Source organism: Eggerthella sp. BIOML-A1 (genome assembly GCF_009875595.1).
Taxonomy (GTDB): Bacteria; Actinomycetota; Coriobacteriia; order Coriobacteriales; family Eggerthellaceae; genus Eggerthella; species Eggerthella lenta.
Map to the genome: position 1 here is coordinate 119535 of NZ_WWRZ01000007.1, position 20408 is coordinate 139942.

Genomic DNA, 20408 nt, shown 5'->3' on the forward strand with positions numbered 1-20408 from the left:
TGAACAGATGTTCGTTAGTAAACGGTTACGAAGCGGAGGGCAACGCACGCCCCGAGCCTAGCTCTCCGCCCTCCAACCCGTCGGCTGCGCTCGACCGAAGCAGCAGCGAGAGCTGCTCTCGCGCCGCCCGGTTCAAATTGCTGCCCGAACGAGCTTTAAAGGAGTCGAATTCGACCCCTTTAAAGCTTGGATTGTACAGGGTTTCCCAAAGACCCAGATATTCGATAACATCGTGAGTCCTCATCCAATTCTTTATCACATCTTTCGGCTTGGGGCTTTTATAGCGCGCAATATCGGTAAGCGAAACGTAATCAGCATAGGCATCGCCTTTATAAAACGTCACTTCGATACCTTGCGCGTTGATCGTCGCACGATCAGACATACGGCATGCACCTCTCTTTATCTGTTCCGATGATCTGAGAGGATCCTGCGGATCTTGCAAGCATGGTACGGGCGGCGCGGAACAGCCGCCGCCTCTATGGGCATCCGGCCGAGCACGCAGACCGGCAAGCACTTGCACTGGTTCTTTTATGATGCTAGCATCATATCACAGATTTACAAACATATGTTCGTAAATTTTCAGTATTGTAGCGAGTTCGATAACCGCGACAGCCACACGGCAATGGTATACTCTGACGCCGTCGCTCACGCATACGGAGCGCGCACCCGTTCGATAGCAGAAGGATCGACCGTGACCAACGCCTTGAAGAACATACCCGGCCTGGCCGTATGCCTCGCCCTCGCATTGCCGTGCTGGTTCGTCGGACAGCGGTTCCCCATCATCGGCGCGCCCGTGTTCGCCATCCTGGCCGGCATGGCTATCGCCGTGTTCTGGAAGCAGCCCACGCGCGGCCGCGTGCAGACCGGCATCGCGTTCAGCGGCAAGAAGGTGCTGCAGGCTGCCGTCGTGCTGCTGGGCTTCGGGCTGAACCTCGCGCAGATCGCCCAGGTGGGCATGATGTCGCTGCCCATCATCGGCTCCACCATCGCCACCGCGCTCATCACAGCGTTTTTGCTGCACAAAGTGCTGCGCATGCCCTCGGAGATCTCGACGCTCATCGGGGTGGGCTCGTCCATCTGCGGCGGTTTGGCCATCGCGGCCACCGCGCCCGTCATCAAGGCGCACGACAAGGACGTTGCCCAGGCCATCTCGGTCATCTTCCTGTTCAACGTGCTGGCCGCCCTTATCTTCCCCTCGCTGGGCAACGCGCTGGGCATGAGCAACGAAGGCTTCGGCCTGTTCGCCGGCACCGCCGTGAACGACACTTCGTCGGTGACGGCAGCCGCCGCGGCATGGGACGGCATGCATCCCGGCTCGAACGCGCTCGACCAGGCCACTATCGTGAAGCTCACCCGCACGCTGGCCATCATCCCCATCACGCTGGTGCTGGGCATCTGGGTGGCGCGTCGCGAAAGCCGCGACCCCATCGCGCTCGAAGCGCAGGGGCACAGCGTGGTGAAGCCCGCAGGCAAGCTGGGAGGCTTCAGCCTGCGTCGCGCGCTGCCCGTGTTCATCCTGCTGTTCCTGGCCGCGTCCGTCATCACCACGATAGCAGTGTCCGCCGGCATCGACGCGGCCGTGTTCGAGCCGCTCAAAACGCTGTCGAAGTTCTTCATCGTGATGGCCATGGCCGCCATCGGCCTGAACACCGACATCGTGCATCTCGTGAAGTCGGGCGGCAAGCCCATCCTCATGGGCCTCTGCTGCTGGGTGGCCATCGCCGCCGTCAGCCTGGGAATGCAGCACGTCTTGGGATTGTGGTAGCAGCCACCGCTGACGTCGCACGGGATCCTTCGACTCCGGCGCTTCGCGCCTCCGCTCAGGATGACAACGCCCTCAACAACGAAAACAGGCTCCGGCCAAGAACCGAAGCCCGCAGCTTTACCAGGGACGGGTCGTGGGCGAGGGGTCTGATACGAGTTCCACACGAGCCGAACAGCCCAGCGGGCTGTTCGTGCGAGCAGGACTGTCTGAGTTGCAGACCCCTCGCCCACGACCCGTCCCCGCAGGTTGAACGCGAGGACCTACAGGTCCTTGGAATACTCTCCCCACCAGGCCAGCACCTTGTTGCGCATCTCCTCGGGAGTGCCGTCGTTGTTGAACACCACGTCGGACGCCTCGATGCGATCCGCGTCGGTGATCTGCTGGGCGATGCGACGACGCACGTCGGTCTCGTCCCAACCGCTCTTCACCGCACGCTCGATACGCAGGTCGATGGGCGCGAGCACGGCGATCACCACGTCGGCGTCGTAGGCGAGCGACGTCTGGCGGTTCTTGAACACCGAATGCTCCACCACGACGGCCTTGTGGCCTTCAGCCTCCAGCTCGGCCACGCGGTCGGTGAACGCCTCTTCGATGCGCGGCAGCGTGATGCGGTTGAGCTTGCGCGTCTCGGCCGGACTCACGAACGCCTTGGCAGCCAGTGCGCGGCGGTCGATCTCGCCGTCGGCTCCCAGGATGTCCTCGCCGAACGTTTCCACGAGCTCGGACTTCACCGTGTCCCACAGAAGGACGTCGTGGCCCACTTGGTCGAGATCGATGTTCGGCAAACCTTGCTCGACCAGCGCCTTGCGGGCCGTGGACTTGCCGGCTCCCATGCCGCCGATGATGAACAGCTTCTTCATGCGTGCACTACCTCCTCAATCATGCCGCCTCCCAATACGGTGTCGCCGTCGTAGAGAACGGCGTATTGGCCCGGCGCCGTGGTTGGCTGCGGACTCCGCAGCGCGAGCGATACGCGCTGGTCGTCTTCCGGTTCTATGATACACGCACACGGGCGGCTCCGGTAGCGAAGTTTCACCATCGCGTCGTACGATTCTCCAAGCGCTGGATAAGCCTGCCAGTTCATCCCGCCCACCACGACGGAGCCGATGAGCGTCTCGTCGGCAAAACCCACCACGAGTTCGCGGGTTTCGACGCGCTTCTCCACCACGTAGTACGGCTCGGGGCCTGCCACGCCGATGCCCTTGCGCTGTCCCACCGTGTAGTTCGCCAGCCCCTCGTGGCAGCCGAGCACATTCCCCATGCGATCCACAATGTCCCCAGGCGCGTCTTCCACGCCACGCGCGCGCAGAAACGGACGGTAGTCGCCCTCGATGAAGCAGTTGTCTTGGCTTTCGGCCTTCTCGGCCACGACCAGGCCCAGATCGGCCGCGATCACACGCACCTCCGCCTTCGTCATGGCCCCCAGCGGCAACACGAGGCGCGCCAGCTGCTCCTGGCTCAACAGCGAAAGCATGTAGCTTTGGTCCTTGCGCGCATCCAGGGCTCGCTTCACCACGAAGCGCCCCGAATCGGACAGGCGGGCAATGCGCGCGTAGTGGCCCGTGGCGATGCGGTCGCACCCCAGTTCGTCGGCTACCCGCACGAGCGCGGGCATCTTGCACCGCGCGTTGCAACCCACGCACGGACTAGGCGTGAGGCCCGCCGCGTACGACGAGACGAACGGCTCCACCACGCAGCGTTCGAACTCCCCCACGCACCCCGGCGCCTCGTGGCGGATGCCCAACTGGGAGCACACGGCCGCCGCATCGGCCGCCGCGCGCTCGGTGGCAGCGTTGTCGCGAAAGCGGCACGTGACGCCCACCACCTCGTACCCGGCGCGCATGAGCAGCGCCGCAGAAACCGCGCTGTCCACCCCACCGCTCATTCCGAGCGCAATGCGCCCGCTCGCATTCATTTCCGGCACTCCTCCTGTCGCCCCGATGCGCTCATCGGGAAATCGCGTCTTTCTGCGATTATCCCACGGCGATAGAAGATCGAGTAGACGATCCGACCTCTTAACACACGATCGCCGAAGCCTTGCTTCAGCGCTTCGTTGAATGGCGTATGAAGAATCTCTCACCCTCTTTATGTTGCGGACGAGATGTAGAAACATTGTTATACTGGCAATTCGCGCCCGAGGGGCGCGAAGAATCGAAGGGAGGGCAAGGCTCGCATGTCGGGGACGAAATCACGCTATATTCCCGCACTCGACGGACTGCGCGCGTTCGCCGTCCTCGCCGTTATCGCCTACCATCTTGGGATGCAATGGGCTCCTGGAGGCCTGTTGGGCGTCACGGTGTTCTTCGTGCTGTCGGGCTATCTCATAACCAGCCTGCTGCTCATCGAGTGGGACAACACCGAAACCATCAACCTGCCGCAATTCTGGCTGCGACGGGTGCGACGGCTCATGCCGGCCATCGTGCTGGTCATCGTATGCACCGCCGCACTCTGCGCCTTGCTCGACCACAGCCTGCTCACGAAGCTGCGCGACGACATGTGGGCCGCGCTGCTCTGGGTGACGAACTGGTGGTACATCTTCCAAGATGCTTCTTATTTCGACGCGCTGGGCGCTCCCTCGCCGCTCACCCACTTCTGGTCGCTCGCCATCGAAGAGCAGTTCTACCTCGTCTGGCCGGTCGTGCTGCTGGTCGCCCACAAAACGGGCGTGAAGCGCACCACCATGCGCAATGCCACGCTGATCGTCGCCCTCTTGTCGGCGCTGGAGATGGCGCTGCTGTACAACCCGCTGGACGACCCGAGCCGCGTGTACTACGGCACCGACACCCGCGCGTTCTCGCTGCTTATCGGCGCATGGCTGGCGTTCGTGTGGCCCTCGCACATGCTGGGAGCCCAGAAGAGCGTGCACCTTACGAAGCAGGTGCGCAACGTCCTGGACGGCGTGGGAATCGTCGCGCTCGTCGCCCTGCTGGGCCTCATCGTGTTCGTGGACGGCTTCTCGCCGTTCCTCTACCGCGGCGGCATCCTGCTGGCCTCCGTGCTCACCGCCGTCGTCATCGCGGTGATGGTGCATCCTGCGAGCCTGCTCGGGCGCTTCGCCGGAACGAAGCCGCTTGTATGGATAGGCCTGCGTTCGTACGGCATCTACTTGTGGCACTACCCGCTGTTCCTGCTCATGAACCCGCGCAACTTCACGGGCGAGACGCCGTGGTGGATGTATCTCGTGCAGGTGGCCGTCGTGTTCGCCTGCGCCGCGTTCTCGTACCGCTTCGTGGAGAACCCCTTGCGCAAGGGGGCCATCGGAGCGTTCGCGAAAGGCGTGCGCTCGAAAGAAATCGATCCGCCCGCATGGCTCAAGCACCACGTCGTTCCCGTCCTAGCGGGGTCGGCCGTGACCATCGTGGCCGTGATCGGCCTTATCGTGGTGCCTCCCACCTCCGCCATCGGCGCCGCCGACCTGCTGAAGGACGAGCAGGCCCACACCTCGCAGATGCCCGAGCTGCCCGTCGACGACGCAGCGGCCGAGTCGCCCAAGCTCGACGTGCTTATGATCGGCGATTCGGTCTCGGTGCGCGCCATCCCCCAGTTCGAGGAGACGTTCCCCTACGGCGCGATCGACGCCGCCGTGAACCGCCAGCTGTACGCCGGCCAGGAGACGTTCGACTACTATAACGACCAGGATATCGTGGGAGGCGTGGTGGTGTTCGCCCTCGGCACGAACGGAGCGGCCACCGACGAGCAGATCGACGAACTCGTGGCAGCGACCGGACCCGGCCGCCAGGTGTTCTTCGTGAACACCCGCAGCCCGCAATCGTGGGTAGGCCAGACCAACGGCGCCATGTTCGACGCGGTCGACCGCCACGACAACGTACACGTGATCGACTGGTACACCGCCAGCGCCGGCCACGACGAGTACTTCGACGGAGACGGCACCCATCTCACCGAGGAGGGCGCGCGAGCCTACATAGGCCTCGTCCACGATGCCGTCGCACCGCTGCTGCCCGTCCACGCCGAAAGCGACGAAGCCGCCGTGGTCAAGTCGCCGCTCGAACTGGCTGCCGACAACGCACAGAAAGCCTCCTCCGACACCGTGCGCGCGCTCGCCGCGAACGCGGCGAGCAATCTAAAGCCCCGAGAGTAACCCTCGCCGCCAGCCTGAAGCATCTTCGAAAGGCGCTTATACCCTTCCCGTTTCGTAATCGGACTTGTACAATGCGAAAGCGGCAATGTACAAACGATGGGAATCCTGCTACGCAGGCCCACGCGAACAACGAGGGGGTTTCTACATGCTAGACAAGTTCTTTAAGATATCCGAGCGAGGCAGCACTGTCTCCAACGAAGTCATTGGCGGCCTGACGACGTTTCTCGCCATGGCGTACATCATCGCGGTGAATCCGGCGATGATGGAGGCGGCGGGAATCCCGTTCAACGCCGCACTGACCGCGACCTGTTTCGGCGCCGCCATCATGACGGTCGCGATGGGCCTGTTCGCGAACCGTCCCATCGCGCTCGCCTCCGGGATGGGCATCAACGCCATCGTCGCCTATTCGCTGTGCCTCGGCCTCGGCGTGGACTGGCGCGTGGCCATGGCCGTCGTGTTCCTGGAAGGCATCCTCATCTTGCTGCTGGTGCTTTGCGGCTTGCGTAAAGCCGTCATGGATGCCATCCCCGTATCTCTCAGACGCGCCATCGGCATCGGCATCGGTTTGTTCATCGCATTCATCGGGCTGAAGGGCGGTGGATTCATCGCCGCCGACGAATCCACGTTCCTTGCGCTGGGCGATCTCACCAGCCCGACCGCCATTGTGGCCGCCATCTCCATCATCGTGGCCGTGGTGCTCACCGCCGTCAATCTCAAAGGCGCCCTGCTGATCTCCATCGTGGCGGCCACTATCATCGGCATTCCGATGGGCGTGACTCCTCCTGTCACCGACTTCTCGTTCGCGCCCGACTTCTCCGCATTCGCAGCTCCGTTCCAAGTCACGCCCGAGGGCACGCTGGCCATCGCGCAGGTCATCGTGCAGCCCGTGCTACTGCTGTTCGTATTCAGCCTGCTCATGAGCGACTTCTTCGACACCATGGGAACTGTGGTGGCCGTAGGCAGCCGCGCTGGCTTCGTGGACAAGAAAGGCGATGTCGAAGACGTGCAGCCTATCCTCATCGTGGATTCGGCCGCGGCGGCAGCCGGCGGCTTCATCGGGGCGAGCTCCATCACGTCGTTCGTGGAATCCGTCTCCGGCGCGGCAGCCGGTGCCCGCACCGGCCTGTCGAACATCGTCATCGGCATCGCGTTCGTGGCTTGCGCGTTCCTCGCGCCGGTTATCGGCATGGTAACCAGCTCGGCCACCTGCGGAGCCCTTGTGGTGGTGGGATACCTCATGATGACCGAGATCGGCGAAATCGATTGGAGCGACATCGCTTCTGCATTCCCGGCATTCCTTACCATCGTGGGCATCCCCATGACGTACTCCATCGCCAACGGCATCGGCTTGGGCTTCATCTCCTACTGCATCATCAAGGTTGCCCAAGGCAAGTTCCGCGACGTGAAGCCCCTTATGTGGGTAGCCGCCCTAGCGTTTTTGGCTTCGTTCATCTTCGCATAGAAGCGTCTGCGTTCAGAAAAGAGCCGGCACTTGCGTCGTCGGCTCCAATAGCAAAAGAAGGCCGGTCTTGCGACCGGCCTTCTCATATACGCGTTATGGACGCTTAGGCTATTCGGCAGCCTCGGGAGCGGCGGCTTCCTCGGCGGGAGCGTCAGCCTTCTCGGCCTTCTTCTTGGCCGGCTTCTCCTCAACCTGGATGGACTCGTCCACTTCGATCTCGAAGCCCAGGTCGGCCGCGGCGGCCTTCATGGACAGGGAGATGCGGCGACGCTCGGGGTTGATCTCCATGACCTTCACCTTCACCTCGTCGCCGGCCTTCACGACCTGAGCCGGGGTGTCGATGTGGCGCATGGCCATCTCGGAGATGTGCACCAGACCCTCGATGGACTGGCCCAGCTCGATGAACGCGCCGAACGGCACGATCTTCGTCACCTTGCCGTCGACGATGGTGCCCACCGGGTAGCTCTCGACGAGCTTGACCCACGGATCCTCCGTCGTCTGCTTGAGGCCGAGCGAGATGCGCTCGCGCTGCAGATCGACGTCCAGAACCTCGACCTCCACCTCGTCGCCGACCTTGACGACCTCGGAGGGATGGTTGACGTGGTTCCAGGACAGCTCGGAGATGTGCACGAGGCCGTCGATGCCGCCGAGGTCGACGAACGCGCCGAAGTCGACGATCGAGGAAACGGTGCCCTTGAGGCGCATGCCCTTCGACAGCTTCGCGAGGATCTCGGCGCGCTCGTTCTTGCGGCCTTCCTCAAGCAGCACGCGGCGGGACAGCACGACGTTGTTGCGGTTGCGGTCCATCTCGATGACGCGGGCTTCGATCTCGGTGCCCAGGTACATGTCGAGATCCTTGACGCGACGAAGGTCGACCAGCGATGCCGGCAGGAAGCCGCGCAGGCCGATATCGAGGATGAGGCCGCCCTTGACGACTTCGATAACCTCGCCCGTGACCACTTCGCCGGCCTTGAACTTCTCTTCGACGCGAATCCAAGCACGCTCGTACTCGGCACGCTTCTTGGAGAGGATCAGGCGACCGTCCTTGTCCTCCTTCTGGAGCACGAGGGCTTCGATCTTCTCGCCCAGCTCGACGATGTCGGACGGATCGGCATCCTTGCGGATGGACAGCTCGCGCGACGGGATGACGCCCTCGCTCTTGAAGCCGATGTCGACGAGCACCTCGTCGTGCTCGATCTTGACGACCGTGCCGTCGACCAGATCGCCCTCGTCGAACTCGGTCAGCGTGCCGTCGATCATCGCGTTCATCTGCTCATCGGAGATGTCTTCGAAGTCGATGACGGACGTGTTTTTGATGTCGGTCAAAACGGACCCCTTTCAATTCCTACCAATCGGGGACCCTTCGTCATGATTACTTGCTACTTCACCATGTTCGCTTGTGCAAGAAACTTGCCCGTGCAGCGGTGTAACAAACATGTCTCGGGGGCCTACATTACCGTATGCTTACAGCTTCCGTGCTATAAGCCATAGTAGTATAGCACAGCGGCACCCGGCCGCTGTGCTCATTTTAACGAACCCTCACGATAATTTCGACTCTCTCCGCACGGCAGAAAAGGCTCGATCAGTTCTCGGCACTGGCCTTGCAGTGGGCGCACACACCGTCGAAAATGATCTCGTGATGCTCGATGGTGAAGCCGTGCGCATCGGAAACCTGCGATACGATATCGTCCTGATAGGGCATGTCGATGTCGAACACGCCGCCGCATATGCGGCACTTCGCATGGTAGTGCGGCTTGTTGAGGAAATCGTAGCGGTCGGCGCCGTTGGGAACTTCAACCCGCAGCACCTCCCCGCGGTTCGCCAGCACGCCGAGGTTGCGGTACACCGTGGCACGCGAAATATTGGGGTGGCGCGCGCGCACCACCTCGTACACGTCTGCCGAGGTGGGATGGTTATGCAGTGATTGCACCGCCTCCAAGACGAGCGCTCTCTGAATAGTGTTGCGCGTCGTGGCGCGCTCTGCTTTTTCCGTAGCCATAATAGTCCTGCCGTTCGCATATCTAACCCATACTATTGATTAATTAGGATTATATATCATTAGTATGGAAAGACAAGCACGCGCCCCGAGCGGCCGCCGTGCTCCCGCGAACGTCCACAAACCGGCCCGATTCGGCCGATTGCCCGGCGCTTACGATGCGCTCGCCAGAAACGGCCGGTTCGGCTATGCGGGATCACGAAAACCACTGCCGCGAAGGGGATCCCGGCCCTGAGGCGCCGAGAAGCGACGGGCGGCCAGCAGGCCGCCCCTACGGAGCCGTCACGCATTGCGACGTAGGGGCGGTCAGCCCCGCATCTTCTGCACGGCATCCTCTCCGGTTTCCCCGGTGCGGATGCGCACGACGTCTTCCACGGGGAAGACGAATATCTTGCCGTCGCCCACTTCCCCGGTTCGCGCCGTAGCGCGGATGAGGTCGACGAGCGGGCCCACCTCGCCGTCGTCCACCACCAGTTCGAACTTCACCTTCGGGATCATGTTCAGCATGACCTCGGTGCCACGGTAGTACTCCTTCCACCCGTGCTGCTTGCCGCAGCCCTGCACCTGCGAGATGGTCATGCCCGACACCTGCGCGGCGAACAGTGCCTCCTTGAGCGGCTCCAGCTTCTCAGGCCGCACGATGGCCGTGATCTTCTTCATAGTCGCACTCCTTCTTTAGTCGAGGCCCACGTAGGCCGGGTACGCGCTCTCACCGTGCGCGGCCACGTCGAGGCCTTGCGCTTCCTCGGCCTCGCTCACGCGCAGGCTGCCCTTGAAGCACGCCTTCACGGCGAAGCCCAGCACCACGTCGAGCACGCCCACGAACACCACGGTCACGAGGATGCCCAGCACCTGAGCGCCCAGCAGCGTGGGATCTCCCGTGTAGACGAGGCCGCCGAAGTCGGTCCACGACAGCTCCGGCACGCAGAACAAGCCGGTCAGCACGCCGCCCGTGACGCCGCCGACGGCATGGATGCCGAAGGCGTCGAGCGCGTCGTCGTAGCCCAGCTTCCGCTTGAGAAACGACACGGCGAAGTAGCACACGGGCGACACGACGAGGCCCATGACCACCGCGGCCCACGGCTCCACGAAGCCCGCCGCCGACGTGATCACCACGAGGCCCGCCACCAAACCGGTCGCCGCGCCCACGAGCGTGGGCTTGCCTGCGCGCACGCGCTCGATGAGCATCCAGGACACGAGCGCCGCGCCCGACGCCGCCACCGTGTTCGCCAGCGCGAGCGCCGCCACGCCGTCGGGGGCGAACTCGGAGCCCGCGTTGAAGCCGAACCATCCGAACCACAGAAGCGTCGCGCCCAGCGCCACGAACGGCACGTTGTGGGGACGGTAGCTCACCATGCCGAACCCGCGCCTCTTGCCCGCGATCAGGCAGAGAATGAGCCCCGTGAGGCCGGACGAGATGTGCACCACGTCGCCGCCCGCGAAGTCGAGCGCGCCGATGGTGTCGCCCACGAGGCTGCCTTCGCCGCCCCACACCATGTGGGCGAGCGGCGGGTACACCACGACGGTCCATACGGCCACGAACGCGCACACCGCGCCGAACTTCATGCGACCGGCCACCGCGCCGGTGATGATGGCCGTGGTGATCATGCAAAACGCCAGTTGGAACACCACGTCGGCCATCGCGGGATACGCGTCGTGACTCAGCGCTTCGGGCGCCTCGCTCACGATGCCGGCCACAAGTCCTTGCAGGCCGATCTGATCGAAGCCCCCGAAGAACGGAATCGAGCCGTCGCCGCCGTAGGCGAACGACCAGCCGCACACCGTCCATGTGACGCCGACGATGCCGATCACCGCAAACGACATGATCATCGTGTTCACGACGTTCTTGCGACGGCTCAAACCCCCGTAGAAGAACGCCAGGCCGGGCGTCATCAGAAAGACGAGCATCGCGCAAACCAGCATGAAGCCCGTCGATCCTGCGTCGAACATACGCATCTACCTCCTTATCGTCGTGCTGCTTGTCGAGAACATATTCGATGATCCCATGCTTTGACCTGGCATTGCGCCGCGGCGAGCACTGTTAACACGCTGGGAAAGGTCTTGTAACAAACACGAAGCGCCCGCGTTACAATAGGGAAACACGCACGACCGCCATCCGCGAAAGGTTGCAGTTCCATGAGCATCGCATTCGACCCCGTCCGCACCGCCGACGACCGACAGCGCCTCGCCGCGCTGGCCGACGAGATATGGCACGAGTACTGGCCCTCCCTCATCGGCGACGCGCAGACCGACTACATGGTGGAGAACTTCCAAAGCCTGGAAGCCATCGAGCGCGACATGCGCGAGCACGCCTACGAATATTGGTTCATGCGCGCCGAAGACGACGGGCGCATCGCGGGGTACACGGGCGGGCGCGTGGAGCCCGAGACGAACCGCTTCTTCATCTCGAAGGTGTATCTGCGCGCCGAGGAGCGCGGCAAGGGATTCGCCTCGCGGGCCATCGCCTTCTACGAGCGCCTCTGCCTCGAACGCGGGCTGGACGCGATGTACCTCACGGTGAACAAGCAGAACGACCTGGGCATCCGCGCCTATCTCGGCAAGGGCTTCGAAACCATCGACGCGGTGGAAACCGATATCGGCAACGGCTTCGTCATGGACGACTACATCATGGAGAAGCACGTCGAGCGCTAGCGAACGGCGCGCCGAGCGCGCAGGTTCGCGAACTCGCGCGGCCCCTGCGGACACGAGCGTCCTGCCACCGCCTCGCTTCCGCGCGCACCCCGACCTACCGTTGTCGGCATCCGTGCGCGAACCCGCCGCGCCCCCATCTGCTTCAGCAACGTTTCGGTCGCGCCCCTCGAATCTGGCACGAATTCACGGTTCGGGCACGAATCTGCATCTATTTTGCCGAGCGCATGGCAAGTGCAACAGCATAATGCCAGGTCATGAGTTTTCCGAGTCCTAAACCTTCTGCCCAAACCGTGAATTCGTGCCAAAATCGATGAGCTTGACTGCGACGAACCGGAAAAACGAAAGACACTCCGGTAGCGGCGAGTCACCTTCAACCCTACGTTTAGTCTCCCGAATAGGACGAACGTCGAACTTTGCACGAGGTATGATCGACGTACCGGCAAAGGACTCGAGAAAGGGTGCGATCGTATGGGAAAGTTCGTGATCAAGACCACCGACGCGGGATGCCACTTCGTGCTGAAGGCCGACAACGGCGAGGTCATCGCCACGTCGCAGGTGTACACGACGAAGGATTCCTGCAAGAAGGGCATCGAGAGCGTCAAGAAGAACGCGCCCGAAGCCGAAGTGGTGGAAGAGGACTAACGCATGAAAGCGACCCCCGATCCGGGGGTCGCAGCATTTCCGGGCGGCAAACCAAAGCCCCGCCCGATCGAACGCCTACATGAACATCAGAAACAGGTGCGTGAACGCGAAAGCCAGCAAACCGCAGCCGGGGAAGGTAAGCACCCAGGTGAGCACCATCCTGCCGGCCAGACCCCACTTCACCGTGCGGATGCTCTTCTCGGCTCCTACGCCCATGATGGCGGTGGTCTTCGTGTGCGTGGTGGACACGGGCATGCCGGTGAACGTGGCCAGACCGATGCAGAAGCAAGCCGACAGGCACGCAGCGAAGCCCTGATACTGCTCCATCTTCACCATGTTCATGCCCACGGACTTGATGATCTTCTTGCCGCCCACCGCCGTGCCCAAAGCCATGGTGGCAGACACGAGGATGATCAGCCAGAACGGGAACTCGACGTTCGCGTCCACCGCGCCGCTCATACCGATCATGATACCCAGCATGCACAACGACATGAACTTCTGGCCGTCCTGCGCCCCATGGAGCACGGCCACGCCCGCGCCCGAGATGATCTGCGCCCATTTGAAGAACGAGTTCGCCTTCGCGCGCGAAGCGCGGCAGCACAGCTTCTTGATGAGCCTGGTGAACAGCCAGCCAGTTCCGAAGCCCAGGAATGTGGAGATGACCAGGCCGTAGACGACCTTCACCCACTCGTCGCCGTTCACGCCCGTCAGGCCGCCCTGCAGGGCGATGGCCGCGCCGGTGATGCCGGCGATGAGCGAGTGGCTTTGAGAGGTGGGGATGCCGAAGTACCACGCAGTCACACCCCAGACGATGATGGCCACCATGGCCGCCGCGAGCGCGATGAGGGCGGCTTGGTTGTCGCCGCCGAAGTCGACCATCTTGAAGATGGTGAGCGCCACAGCCGACGACACCATCGTGATGGCGGCCAACCCCACGAAGTTGCATACCGCCGCCATCGCAATGGCGGGACCGGGTCTCATAGCCTTCGTGCCCACCACGGTGGCGATGGCGTTGGGGGCGTCGGTAGCCCCGTTCACCACGGTGGCGCCCAGCGTCAGGACGACGATGAGGGCGAGCACCGGGTCGCCCATGAGCGCCGCGGCGAACGCTCCCAGATCATAGCTCATGCCGGTTTCCTCCGAACCCGAACGTTGAAGACAAAGCACTCGGAGCAATGATAGGGATGCAATGTCAGGATCAGGCAACGGAAAGATCAAGTTTAGGTAAAATCGCTTGTCACACGCGCGCGAAGGATGCGCCGAATGTAGAGAAAAAGCGCCGGCTGCACAATTGCAGCCGGCGCCTTCATGCCAAGAACGATCGTTTTTACCGCGCGAGACGCTCCTGCACGGAAGCGGCGATGCCTTCGGCGTCCAAGCCCAGGTCGTGCAACAGCTGGTTCGTGGAACCCTGGGGCACGAACGTGTCGGGGATGCCCAACGTCAGCGCGGGGACCGCGAGGCCTTGACGCGCCAGCTCGCCCAGCACGGCCTCGCCTACGCCACCGGAGATGATGCCGCCCTCCACCGTCACGACGAGCTTCGTTTGCGCCGCACGGGCTATTTCTTCCGCATCGAGCGGCTTGACCCAGCGCATGTCCACCACGCGCGCCTCGATGCCGCTCTCGGACAGCAGCTCGGCCGCCGCTTCGGCGCGCGGCACCATACGCCCGAACGCAAGGATGGCCACGTCGTCGCCTTCGCGAACCACGCGTGCCTTCCCCTCTTCCAAAACCTGCGGCTCGTCGGGCAAGGCTACGCCCTCGGCCGCTCCGCGCGGGTAGCGGATGGCGAAAGGCCCGCCCAGCGCGAGCGCGGTATGCAGCGCATGCACGAGCTCGGCCTCGTTGGAAGGAGCCAGCATCCTCATATGCGGGATCATGCGCATGTAGGCGAGGTCGAACATGCCATGGTGCGTCGGGCCGTCCTCGCCCACGATGCCGGCGCGGTCTATGGCGAACACAACGTCGAGATCCGGCAGCGCGTTGTTGATGATGACCTGATCGATGGCTCGCTGCAAGAACGTGGAGTAGATGGCCACGACCGGCTTCTTGCCGCCCGTCGCCAAGCCGCTGGCCAGGCCCACCGCGTGCTCCTCGGCGATGCCGGCGTCCACGAACCGATCGGAGAACTCTTCGGCGAACGCGTCCAAGCCGGTACCGCCCTTCATGGCGGCCGTGATGGCCACGATACGCTCGTCGCGTCGCGCTTCGGCGGCCAGCGCCTTGCCGAACACGCTCGTGTACGACGGCGCCGATGCCGCTTTCTTCTTCACATCCCCCGTCGCGATATCGAACGGCGCGATACCGTGGAACTTCTCAGGGTTCTGGACCGCCGGCGCGTATCCCGCGCCCTTGCGCGTGACCACGTGCACGAGCACGGGAACGTCGGTGTTCATCACGGACGCCAACGTCTCTTTGAGCAGGCCGATATCATGACCGTCTATGGGCGCCGTGCACAGGATGCCCAGCTGTTCGAAAATCATCGAGCGCGGGATGACGAACTGCTTCATCGACTCCTTCACGTTGCGTCCGAAGTTCGCAAGCGCGCTGCCGAAAGCCCCGCTGCTCTCGAGCGCCTCCTGCACGGAGTCGCGGGTTTGGCGATACTGAGGCGTGGCTCGCATGTAACCGAGGTGCTTCATGAGCGCGCCCACGTTGCGCGAGATGGACATCTCGTTATCGTTGAGGATGATCACCATGGGCGTCTGCGCCTGGCCGATGTGGTTGAGCGCTTCGAACGCCATACCGCCCGACAGGGCCGCGTCGCCGATGACGGCCACGATCTTCTCGTCGCCGCCCGAGAGTTCGCGCGCCTGCGCCAGACCGAGCGCCACCGACAGCGAGTCGGACGCATGACCCGACGGATGCACGTCGTAGGGGCTCTCGTCGGGCTTCGGAAACCCGGACAGGCCGCCGTAGGTGCGCAACGTGCCGAAATCATCGAGGCGGCCGGTGATCAGCTTATGCGCATAAGCCTGGTGCCCAACGTCGAACACGATCTTGTCGTGCGGGCAATCGAGCATGCTGTGCAAGGCCAGGATGATCTCCACCGCGCCCAACGATGACGCAACGTGACCGCCGGTTTGAGAAGCCGTCGTCACGATCTCCTCGCGCACCTCCTGCGCCAGAATGGACAGCTCTTCGTTCGTGAGCAGTTTCAGATCGGCAGGGGACGACACCATATCGAGAATACGATTATCCATATGCATCCTTCAACAGGGGCTACGCCGAAACCGGCGCACCCGTCTCCTGCGCAGACGCCTCGTCGGACGACTCGGCAGACCGCTCGCCCGCTTCCTCGACGCCCTGCTGCGCTTCGATGTTCTCCTCGAGCAAATCGCTGGCGCGAAGCCCGAGTCCTACCGCTTCCTCGTACAAGGCGAGCGCAGCGTCAAGCTCCAGCTCGTCGCTGCTCACCGCGTCGACGATTTCATCGAGGCGGGACTTTACCGCCTCGAAGCTATCATACGACTCAAGCGCCATAGGAGGAGGCTCCTTCCGGCGACTCGCCCTCCTGCTCCGGCGACCCGCACTTCTGAGCCGCGAGGGGCTCGCTTTCGGGTTCCGCGATTTCGTTCTCCCGCATCGCCAGAGGCTCTTCGTTGCCAGCGGCATCCGCATCGCAAGAAGAAGGGGCATCGGCCTCCTGGCCCTCCTCCCCCTCCAGCATCTTGGCGATACGACCCAGAATGCCGTTGACGAAGCGATGGGATTCGTCTTCCCCACCGAAGTCCTTCGCCAGCTCAACCGCCTCGTTGATGGTGACCGAGGTGGGCACGTCGTCGATGTACATCATCTCGAACGTGGCCAACCGCAGAATCGAGCGGTCGACGATGGGCATGCGGGCCAACGACCAGTTCTCGGACGTGGCGGCAAGGTGGTTGTCGATAGCGATGCGATGCGACTCCACGCCTCGCACCAGCATCAACGCGTATTCGGGCAGCGGACCGTCTTCTTCCAGGCGACGGTCGCCCTCGGCGATTGCCGCGGGCGACTCGTCGGTTATCTCGCTGGTGTACAGCACTTGGAGCGCGGCACGGCGCGCGCTGGTTCGTTCATGTCGTTTAGCAGCCATATAGATTCTTAAAGCCTCCGGACGCTTAGCGGGCGAACTGCATGCCGTCGATGTACACGTCCACAGAGCCTACCGGAATGCCAACCTGGCTGGTCACCGCGTCGGAGATAGCCTGACGGATATTGGCGGCGAGGTCGGGCAGCACATAGCCGTAGTACACGTCCACGCGAATGGAGATGTGCAGCTTGTCCTCCTCGTCCACCGTGATGTCGATGCCCTGAGTGGAGGGCTTGCTGCCGAACACGGAGCGCAGGCCGCTCGTGGTGGACGGGCCGATGCAGGCCACGCCCTCCACTTCGTTGGCCGCGATGGACACGATGGTTTCGACGACGCCCGGCGCAAGCGCCATGCCGTCGACGTTAAGCTCTGTCATAGTACGTCTCCCATCTGGGTTTCGATGAAGTCGGTGGTCACATCGCCCGAGCAGAACATCGCGTTATCGAGCACACGGCGATGGAAGGCGATCGTGGTTTCGATGCCCTCGATCACGAACTCGTCGAGGGCGCGGCGGCCGCGCGCAAGCGCTTCCTCGCGATCCTGGCCGTATACCACGAGTTTCGCCACCAGCGAATCGTAGTACGGCGAGATGCGCGAACCCGTGCGCACGTAGCTTTCCACGCGCACGCCGGGGCCGGCCGGGGCTTCGAATTTCGTGATGGTGCCAGGGCACGGGCGGAAGCCGTGCTGCGGATCTTCCGCGTTGATGCGGAACTCGATGGCATGGCCCGCAGGCGAGAACGGCGCACGGTGGGCGCAGCTCATGGGCTCGCCAGAAGCGATGCGCAGCTGCTCTTTGATGATGTCGGTGCCGGTGATCTGCTCGGTCACCGGGTGCTCCACCTGCACGCGCGTGTTCATCTCCATGAAGTAGAACGACCCGCGCTCGTCGAGCAAGAACTCGATGGTTCCAGCGTTTTTGTAGTTCACGGCGCGCACGGCCTTGATGGCCGCCACGCCCATGGCGCGGCGCAGATCCTCGGTCAGGGCCGGCGAGGGCGCTTCCTCGATGAGCTTCTGATGACGACGCTGCACGGAGCAGTCGCGCTCGCACAGGGCGACGTTGTTTCCGAAGTCGTCGGCCAGCACCTGGATCTCCACGTGGCGCGGACGCAGCACGAGCTTCTCCAGGTACACGCCGTCGTTGCCGAACGCTGCCCCGGCCTCGGTGCGCGCGGCCTGGTACTGAGCCTCAAGATCGGCCGGGTCGTGCACTTCGCGCATGCCCTTGCCGCCGCCGCCCGCCGTGGCCTTGATGAGCACCGGATAGCCCACGCTGTCGGCGAACGCCTTGGCCTCGGCCGCCGTCTCGATGCAGCCGTCGGAGCCGGGAACGGTGGGCACGCCGCACGCTTTCATCGTCTCGCGCGCGGAGCTCTTGTCGCCCATGCGCTCGATGCACTCGGGAGCCGGGCCGATGAACACGAGATCGTTATCGGCGCAGGCGCGGGCGAAGTCGGCGTTCTCGGCGAGGAAGCCGTAGCCGGGATGCACGGCTTCCGCGCCGGTGGTTTTCGCCGCGGCGATGATGTTGGCCATGATGAGGTAGCTCTTGTTCGCCTGAGCGGGGCCGATGCACACGGCCTCGTCGGCGTACTGCACGGGATAGGTGTCGGCGTCCTCGGTCGAGTAGACCGCGACCGTCTTCACGCCCAGCTCCTTGCAGGCGCGCATGATGCGCAGCGCCACCTCGCCGCGGTTCGCGATGAGAATCTTGTTAAACATTATGCTGTCTCCGGAGCCGGAGCCGGGGCACCGTGGGGCTCGATGTAGAACAGCACCGTGCCGAACTCGACGGGCGTGGCGTCCTCGAGGCACACCTCGCGGACGGTGCCCATCTCCTCGGCGGCGATCTCGTTCATGAGCTTCATGGCCTCGACGATGCACAGCGTCTGGTTGGCGGCAACCTCGTCCCCCACCTGCACGAACGGCGGTTCGCCGGGTGCCGGGGAGGTATAGAACGTGCCCACCATGGGAGCCGTGACGGCGTACCAATCGCTCGGACGCTCCACGTCGTCGGCAGCGGCTGCCGGAGCGGCGGCGGGAGCCGGAGCCACGGCGGCAACCGGCGCGGCCGCAGCGGCCACGGCAGCGGCCTCGGCCGACATCGTTCCCGGCATGCGTACGGCGATGCGGGTGCCCTCTTCCTCAACTACGATCTCGCCGACGCCGCTTTCCTCGGCGACGCGAACCAGCTCGCGAATCTGATTGATGTCCACGTAATCGTCCTCCTTGGTGTGGCTCGACTCCTGCTCCATGAGGAAATCGACCTTCTCCGATGTGCGGTGCTTGCTCAGGAACGTGCGCGCCTCGTTCGGGAACAGGGCGTACATGAGCACGTCCTCCTCGCTCTTCGCGAGGTCGCCGATCTCTTCTTCAACCTGAGCGTAGGTGGTGGTGACCAGCGAACCGGGCGCCACGTCGGGCGGCAGCATTTCGGAGTTGCCCACGACCTTCGCCACGATGTCCTTGTCCATGCGGCCCGGAGCCTTGCCGTAGTAGCCGCAGATGTAGTCCTTCATCTCCTTGGACACGACGCTCCAGCGCTTGCCGGTGAGCACGTTGAACACAGCCTGCGTGCCCACGATCTGCGACAACGGCGTGACGAGCGGCGGATAGCCCACCTCGGCACGCACCTTCGGAATCTCGCGCATCACCTCGGGCAGGCGATCGGCGGCGTTCTGGATCTCAAGCTGCGACACGAGGTTCGACATCATGCCGCCCGGCACCTGGTGCGAGTACACCTGCATGTGCGTGAGCGACGAGACGCCGCGCTTGTAGTGTCCGCGCTTGCGCATGTCTTCCCAGTATTCGGCGATCTCGAACAGGAGGTCGAGGTCGAGGCCGGTGTCGTAGCGGCTCTCCTGGAGCGCAGCCACGATCATCTCGACGGCCGGATGCGAGTTGCCGAACGCCAGCGGCGCATGAGCCGTGTCGGCGATGGCGGCTCCGGCTTCGGCGGCTTTGAGGATGTTGGCGGGCGCCATGCCGCCGACGTAATGGCAGTGGATGTGCAACGGCAAACCGATTTCGGCGTTGAACGCCTTCACCATGCGCTCGGTGCGGTAGGGCGTGAGCATGCCCGCCATGTCCTTGATGCAGATGGAGTCGGCACCGAGGTCCTTGAGCTTCTGACCGTAGTCGAGGAAGCTGTCCAGCGTGTGCACGGGCGACATCGTGTAGGAGATGGCGCCTTCGAAGTGACCGCCGCATTCCTTGATGGCTTCGGCGTTGTCGACGACGTTGCGGATGTCGTTGAGCGCGTCGAACACGCGGAAGACATGCACGCCATTGCGCTTCGCGGCCTTGATGAAGTGATTGCAGATGTCACGCGAATAATGCTTGTACCCCACGAGGTTCTGGCCGCGAGACAGCATGGCAAGCGGCGTGTTCGGCGTCTGCGCCTTGATGGATCGCAGCCGCTCCCACGGGTTCTCGTCGAGGAAACGCATGCACGTGTCGAACGTCGCACCGCCCCACGCCTCGATGGCCCAGTACCCGACACGGTCCATTTTAGGCAGGATCGGCAGCATGTCGCCGATCTGCATACGCGTGGCCCAGAGGCTTTGCTGGCCGTCACGGATGGTGGTATCCATGATCTGAAGCCTTGGCATGAACTCACACCCCCTTCGGTTTGCAGTTAGTCAAAGATCGAAACAAGAATTATAGAGTAACCCCTTGCCGCGATAGCCATGACCGGGGAAATTCACCGACAAGC

Annotated in this window: 19 protein-coding genes; 5 read left to right on the forward strand and 14 right to left on the reverse strand. The window is 63.4% G+C overall.

The features are described 5' to 3' along the window. Positions 1-25: 25 nt before the first annotated feature. Entirely contained in the window at positions 26-382 is a 357-nt protein-coding gene (locus tag GT590_RS10630) for a KilA-N domain-containing protein (RefSeq protein ID WP_114516352.1), read from the reverse strand. A gap of 309 nt (positions 383-691) precedes the next feature. Here GT590_RS10630 and GT590_RS10635 point away from each other — a divergent pair, with 309 nt between their 5' ends. Further along, positions 692-1765 (forward strand): YeiH family protein, encoded by a 1074-nt coding sequence (locus tag GT590_RS10635; protein WP_161171080.1) that lies wholly within the window; start codon positions 692-694, stop codon positions 1763-1765. A 260-nt stretch (positions 1766-2025) separates the two neighbouring features. Here GT590_RS10635 and coaE read toward each other — a convergent pair whose 3' ends face one another. Together coaE and mnmA are read right to left on the reverse strand one after the other, a co-directional pair. After that, on the reverse strand, positions 2026-2625 hold the full coding sequence (gene coaE, locus GT590_RS10640) for a dephospho-CoA kinase (RefSeq protein WP_009306647.1): 600 nt from the start codon (positions 2623-2625) through the stop codon (positions 2026-2028). After that, positions 2622-3680, reverse strand: coding sequence for a tRNA 2-thiouridine(34) synthase MnmA (gene mnmA / locus GT590_RS10645; protein WP_114533913.1), 1059 nt, complete (start codon positions 3678-3680; stop codon positions 2622-2624). Before mnmA ends, coaE begins: the two co-directional genes overlap by 4 nt. 258 nt (positions 3681-3938) lie before the next feature. Here mnmA and GT590_RS10650 point away from each other — a divergent pair, with 258 nt between their 5' ends. Both GT590_RS10650 and GT590_RS10655 read left to right on the forward strand, forming a co-directional pair. Beyond that, positions 3939-5864 carry an acyltransferase family protein gene (locus tag GT590_RS10650; protein WP_015761231.1) on the forward strand — a complete coding sequence of 642 codons (1926 nt, stop codon included), beginning with the start codon at positions 3939-3941 and terminating at the stop codon, positions 5862-5864. 145 nt (positions 5865-6009) lie between these two features. Next, positions 6010-7326, forward strand: coding sequence for an NCS2 family permease (locus GT590_RS10655; protein ID WP_009609316.1), 1317 nt, complete (start codon positions 6010-6012; stop codon positions 7324-7326). 108 nt (positions 7327-7434) lie between these two features. On the opposite strand, the gene rpsA is transcribed toward GT590_RS10655, so the two are convergent. The 4 genes from rpsA to GT590_RS10675 form a co-directional block, all read right to left on the reverse strand. Further along, positions 7435-8652, reverse strand: coding sequence for a 30S ribosomal protein S1 (gene rpsA / locus GT590_RS10660; protein WP_009306651.1), 1218 nt, complete (start codon positions 8650-8652; stop codon positions 7435-7437). 256 nt (positions 8653-8908) lie between these two features. After that, on the reverse strand, positions 8909-9325 hold the full coding sequence (locus GT590_RS10665) for a Fur family transcriptional regulator (RefSeq protein WP_009306652.1): 417 nt from the start codon (positions 9323-9325) through the stop codon (positions 8909-8911). 303 nt (positions 9326-9628) lie between these two features. Further along, complete coding sequence (locus GT590_RS10670) at positions 9629-9982, reverse strand: P-II family nitrogen regulator (RefSeq protein WP_161171081.1); 354 nt, start codon at positions 9980-9982, stop codon at positions 9629-9631. Between the two features lie 15 nt (positions 9983-9997). Continuing rightward, positions 9998-11272, reverse strand: a complete 1275-nt coding sequence (locus GT590_RS10675) for an ammonium transporter (protein ID WP_161171082.1) — start codon at positions 11270-11272, stop codon at positions 9998-10000. A gap of 186 nt (positions 11273-11458) precedes the next feature. Here GT590_RS10675 and GT590_RS10680 point away from each other — a divergent pair, with 186 nt between their 5' ends. Together GT590_RS10680 and GT590_RS10685 are read left to right on the forward strand one after the other, a co-directional pair. Further along, positions 11459-11974 carry a GNAT family N-acetyltransferase gene (locus GT590_RS10680; RefSeq protein WP_161171083.1) on the forward strand — a complete coding sequence of 172 codons (516 nt, stop codon included), beginning with the start codon at positions 11459-11461 and terminating at the stop codon, positions 11972-11974. Between the two features lie 468 nt (positions 11975-12442). Next, positions 12443-12616, forward strand: coding sequence for a YegP family protein (locus GT590_RS10685; RefSeq protein WP_009306656.1), 174 nt, complete (start codon positions 12443-12445; stop codon positions 12614-12616). A 75-nt stretch (positions 12617-12691) separates the two neighbouring features. Here the strand turns inward: GT590_RS10685 and GT590_RS10690 are convergent, their stop codons facing one another. The 7 genes from GT590_RS10690 to accB all read right to left on the reverse strand — a co-directional run bounded on the left by GT590_RS10690 (position 12692) and on the right by accB (position 20304). Further along, complete coding sequence (locus GT590_RS10690; RefSeq protein ID WP_009306657.1) at positions 12692-13744, reverse strand: inorganic phosphate transporter; 1053 nt, start codon at positions 13742-13744, stop codon at positions 12692-12694. A gap of 199 nt (positions 13745-13943) precedes the next feature. Further along, positions 13944-15821, reverse strand: a complete 1878-nt coding sequence (dxs, locus tag GT590_RS10695; protein WP_161171084.1) for a 1-deoxy-D-xylulose-5-phosphate synthase — start codon at positions 15819-15821, stop codon at positions 13944-13946. A gap of 19 nt (positions 15822-15840) precedes the next feature. Continuing rightward, positions 15841-16101, reverse strand: a complete 261-nt coding sequence (locus tag GT590_RS10700) for an exodeoxyribonuclease VII small subunit (protein WP_114533905.1) — start codon at positions 16099-16101, stop codon at positions 15841-15843. Further along, positions 16091-16693, reverse strand: coding sequence for a transcription antitermination factor NusB (gene nusB / locus GT590_RS10705; RefSeq protein ID WP_009306660.1), 603 nt, complete (start codon positions 16691-16693; stop codon positions 16091-16093). Before nusB ends, GT590_RS10700 begins: the two co-directional genes overlap by 11 nt. A 25-nt stretch (positions 16694-16718) precedes the next feature. Continuing rightward, a complete protein-coding gene (locus GT590_RS10710) occupies positions 16719-17066 on the reverse strand; it encodes an Asp23/Gls24 family envelope stress response protein (protein WP_009306661.1) in 348 nt (115 codons plus the stop codon). Continuing rightward, on the reverse strand, positions 17063-18415 hold the full coding sequence (gene accC / locus GT590_RS10715) for an acetyl-CoA carboxylase biotin carboxylase subunit (protein WP_114519745.1): 1353 nt from the start codon (positions 18413-18415) through the stop codon (positions 17063-17065). The genes GT590_RS10710 and accC overlap by 4 nt, the downstream gene beginning before the upstream one ends. Continuing rightward, on the reverse strand, positions 18415-20304 hold the full coding sequence (gene accB, locus GT590_RS10720; protein WP_009306663.1) for an acetyl-CoA carboxylase biotin carboxyl carrier protein: 1890 nt from the start codon (positions 20302-20304) through the stop codon (positions 18415-18417). Before accB ends, accC begins: the two co-directional genes overlap by 1 nt. Between the last annotated feature and the right edge of the window lie 104 nt (positions 20305-20408).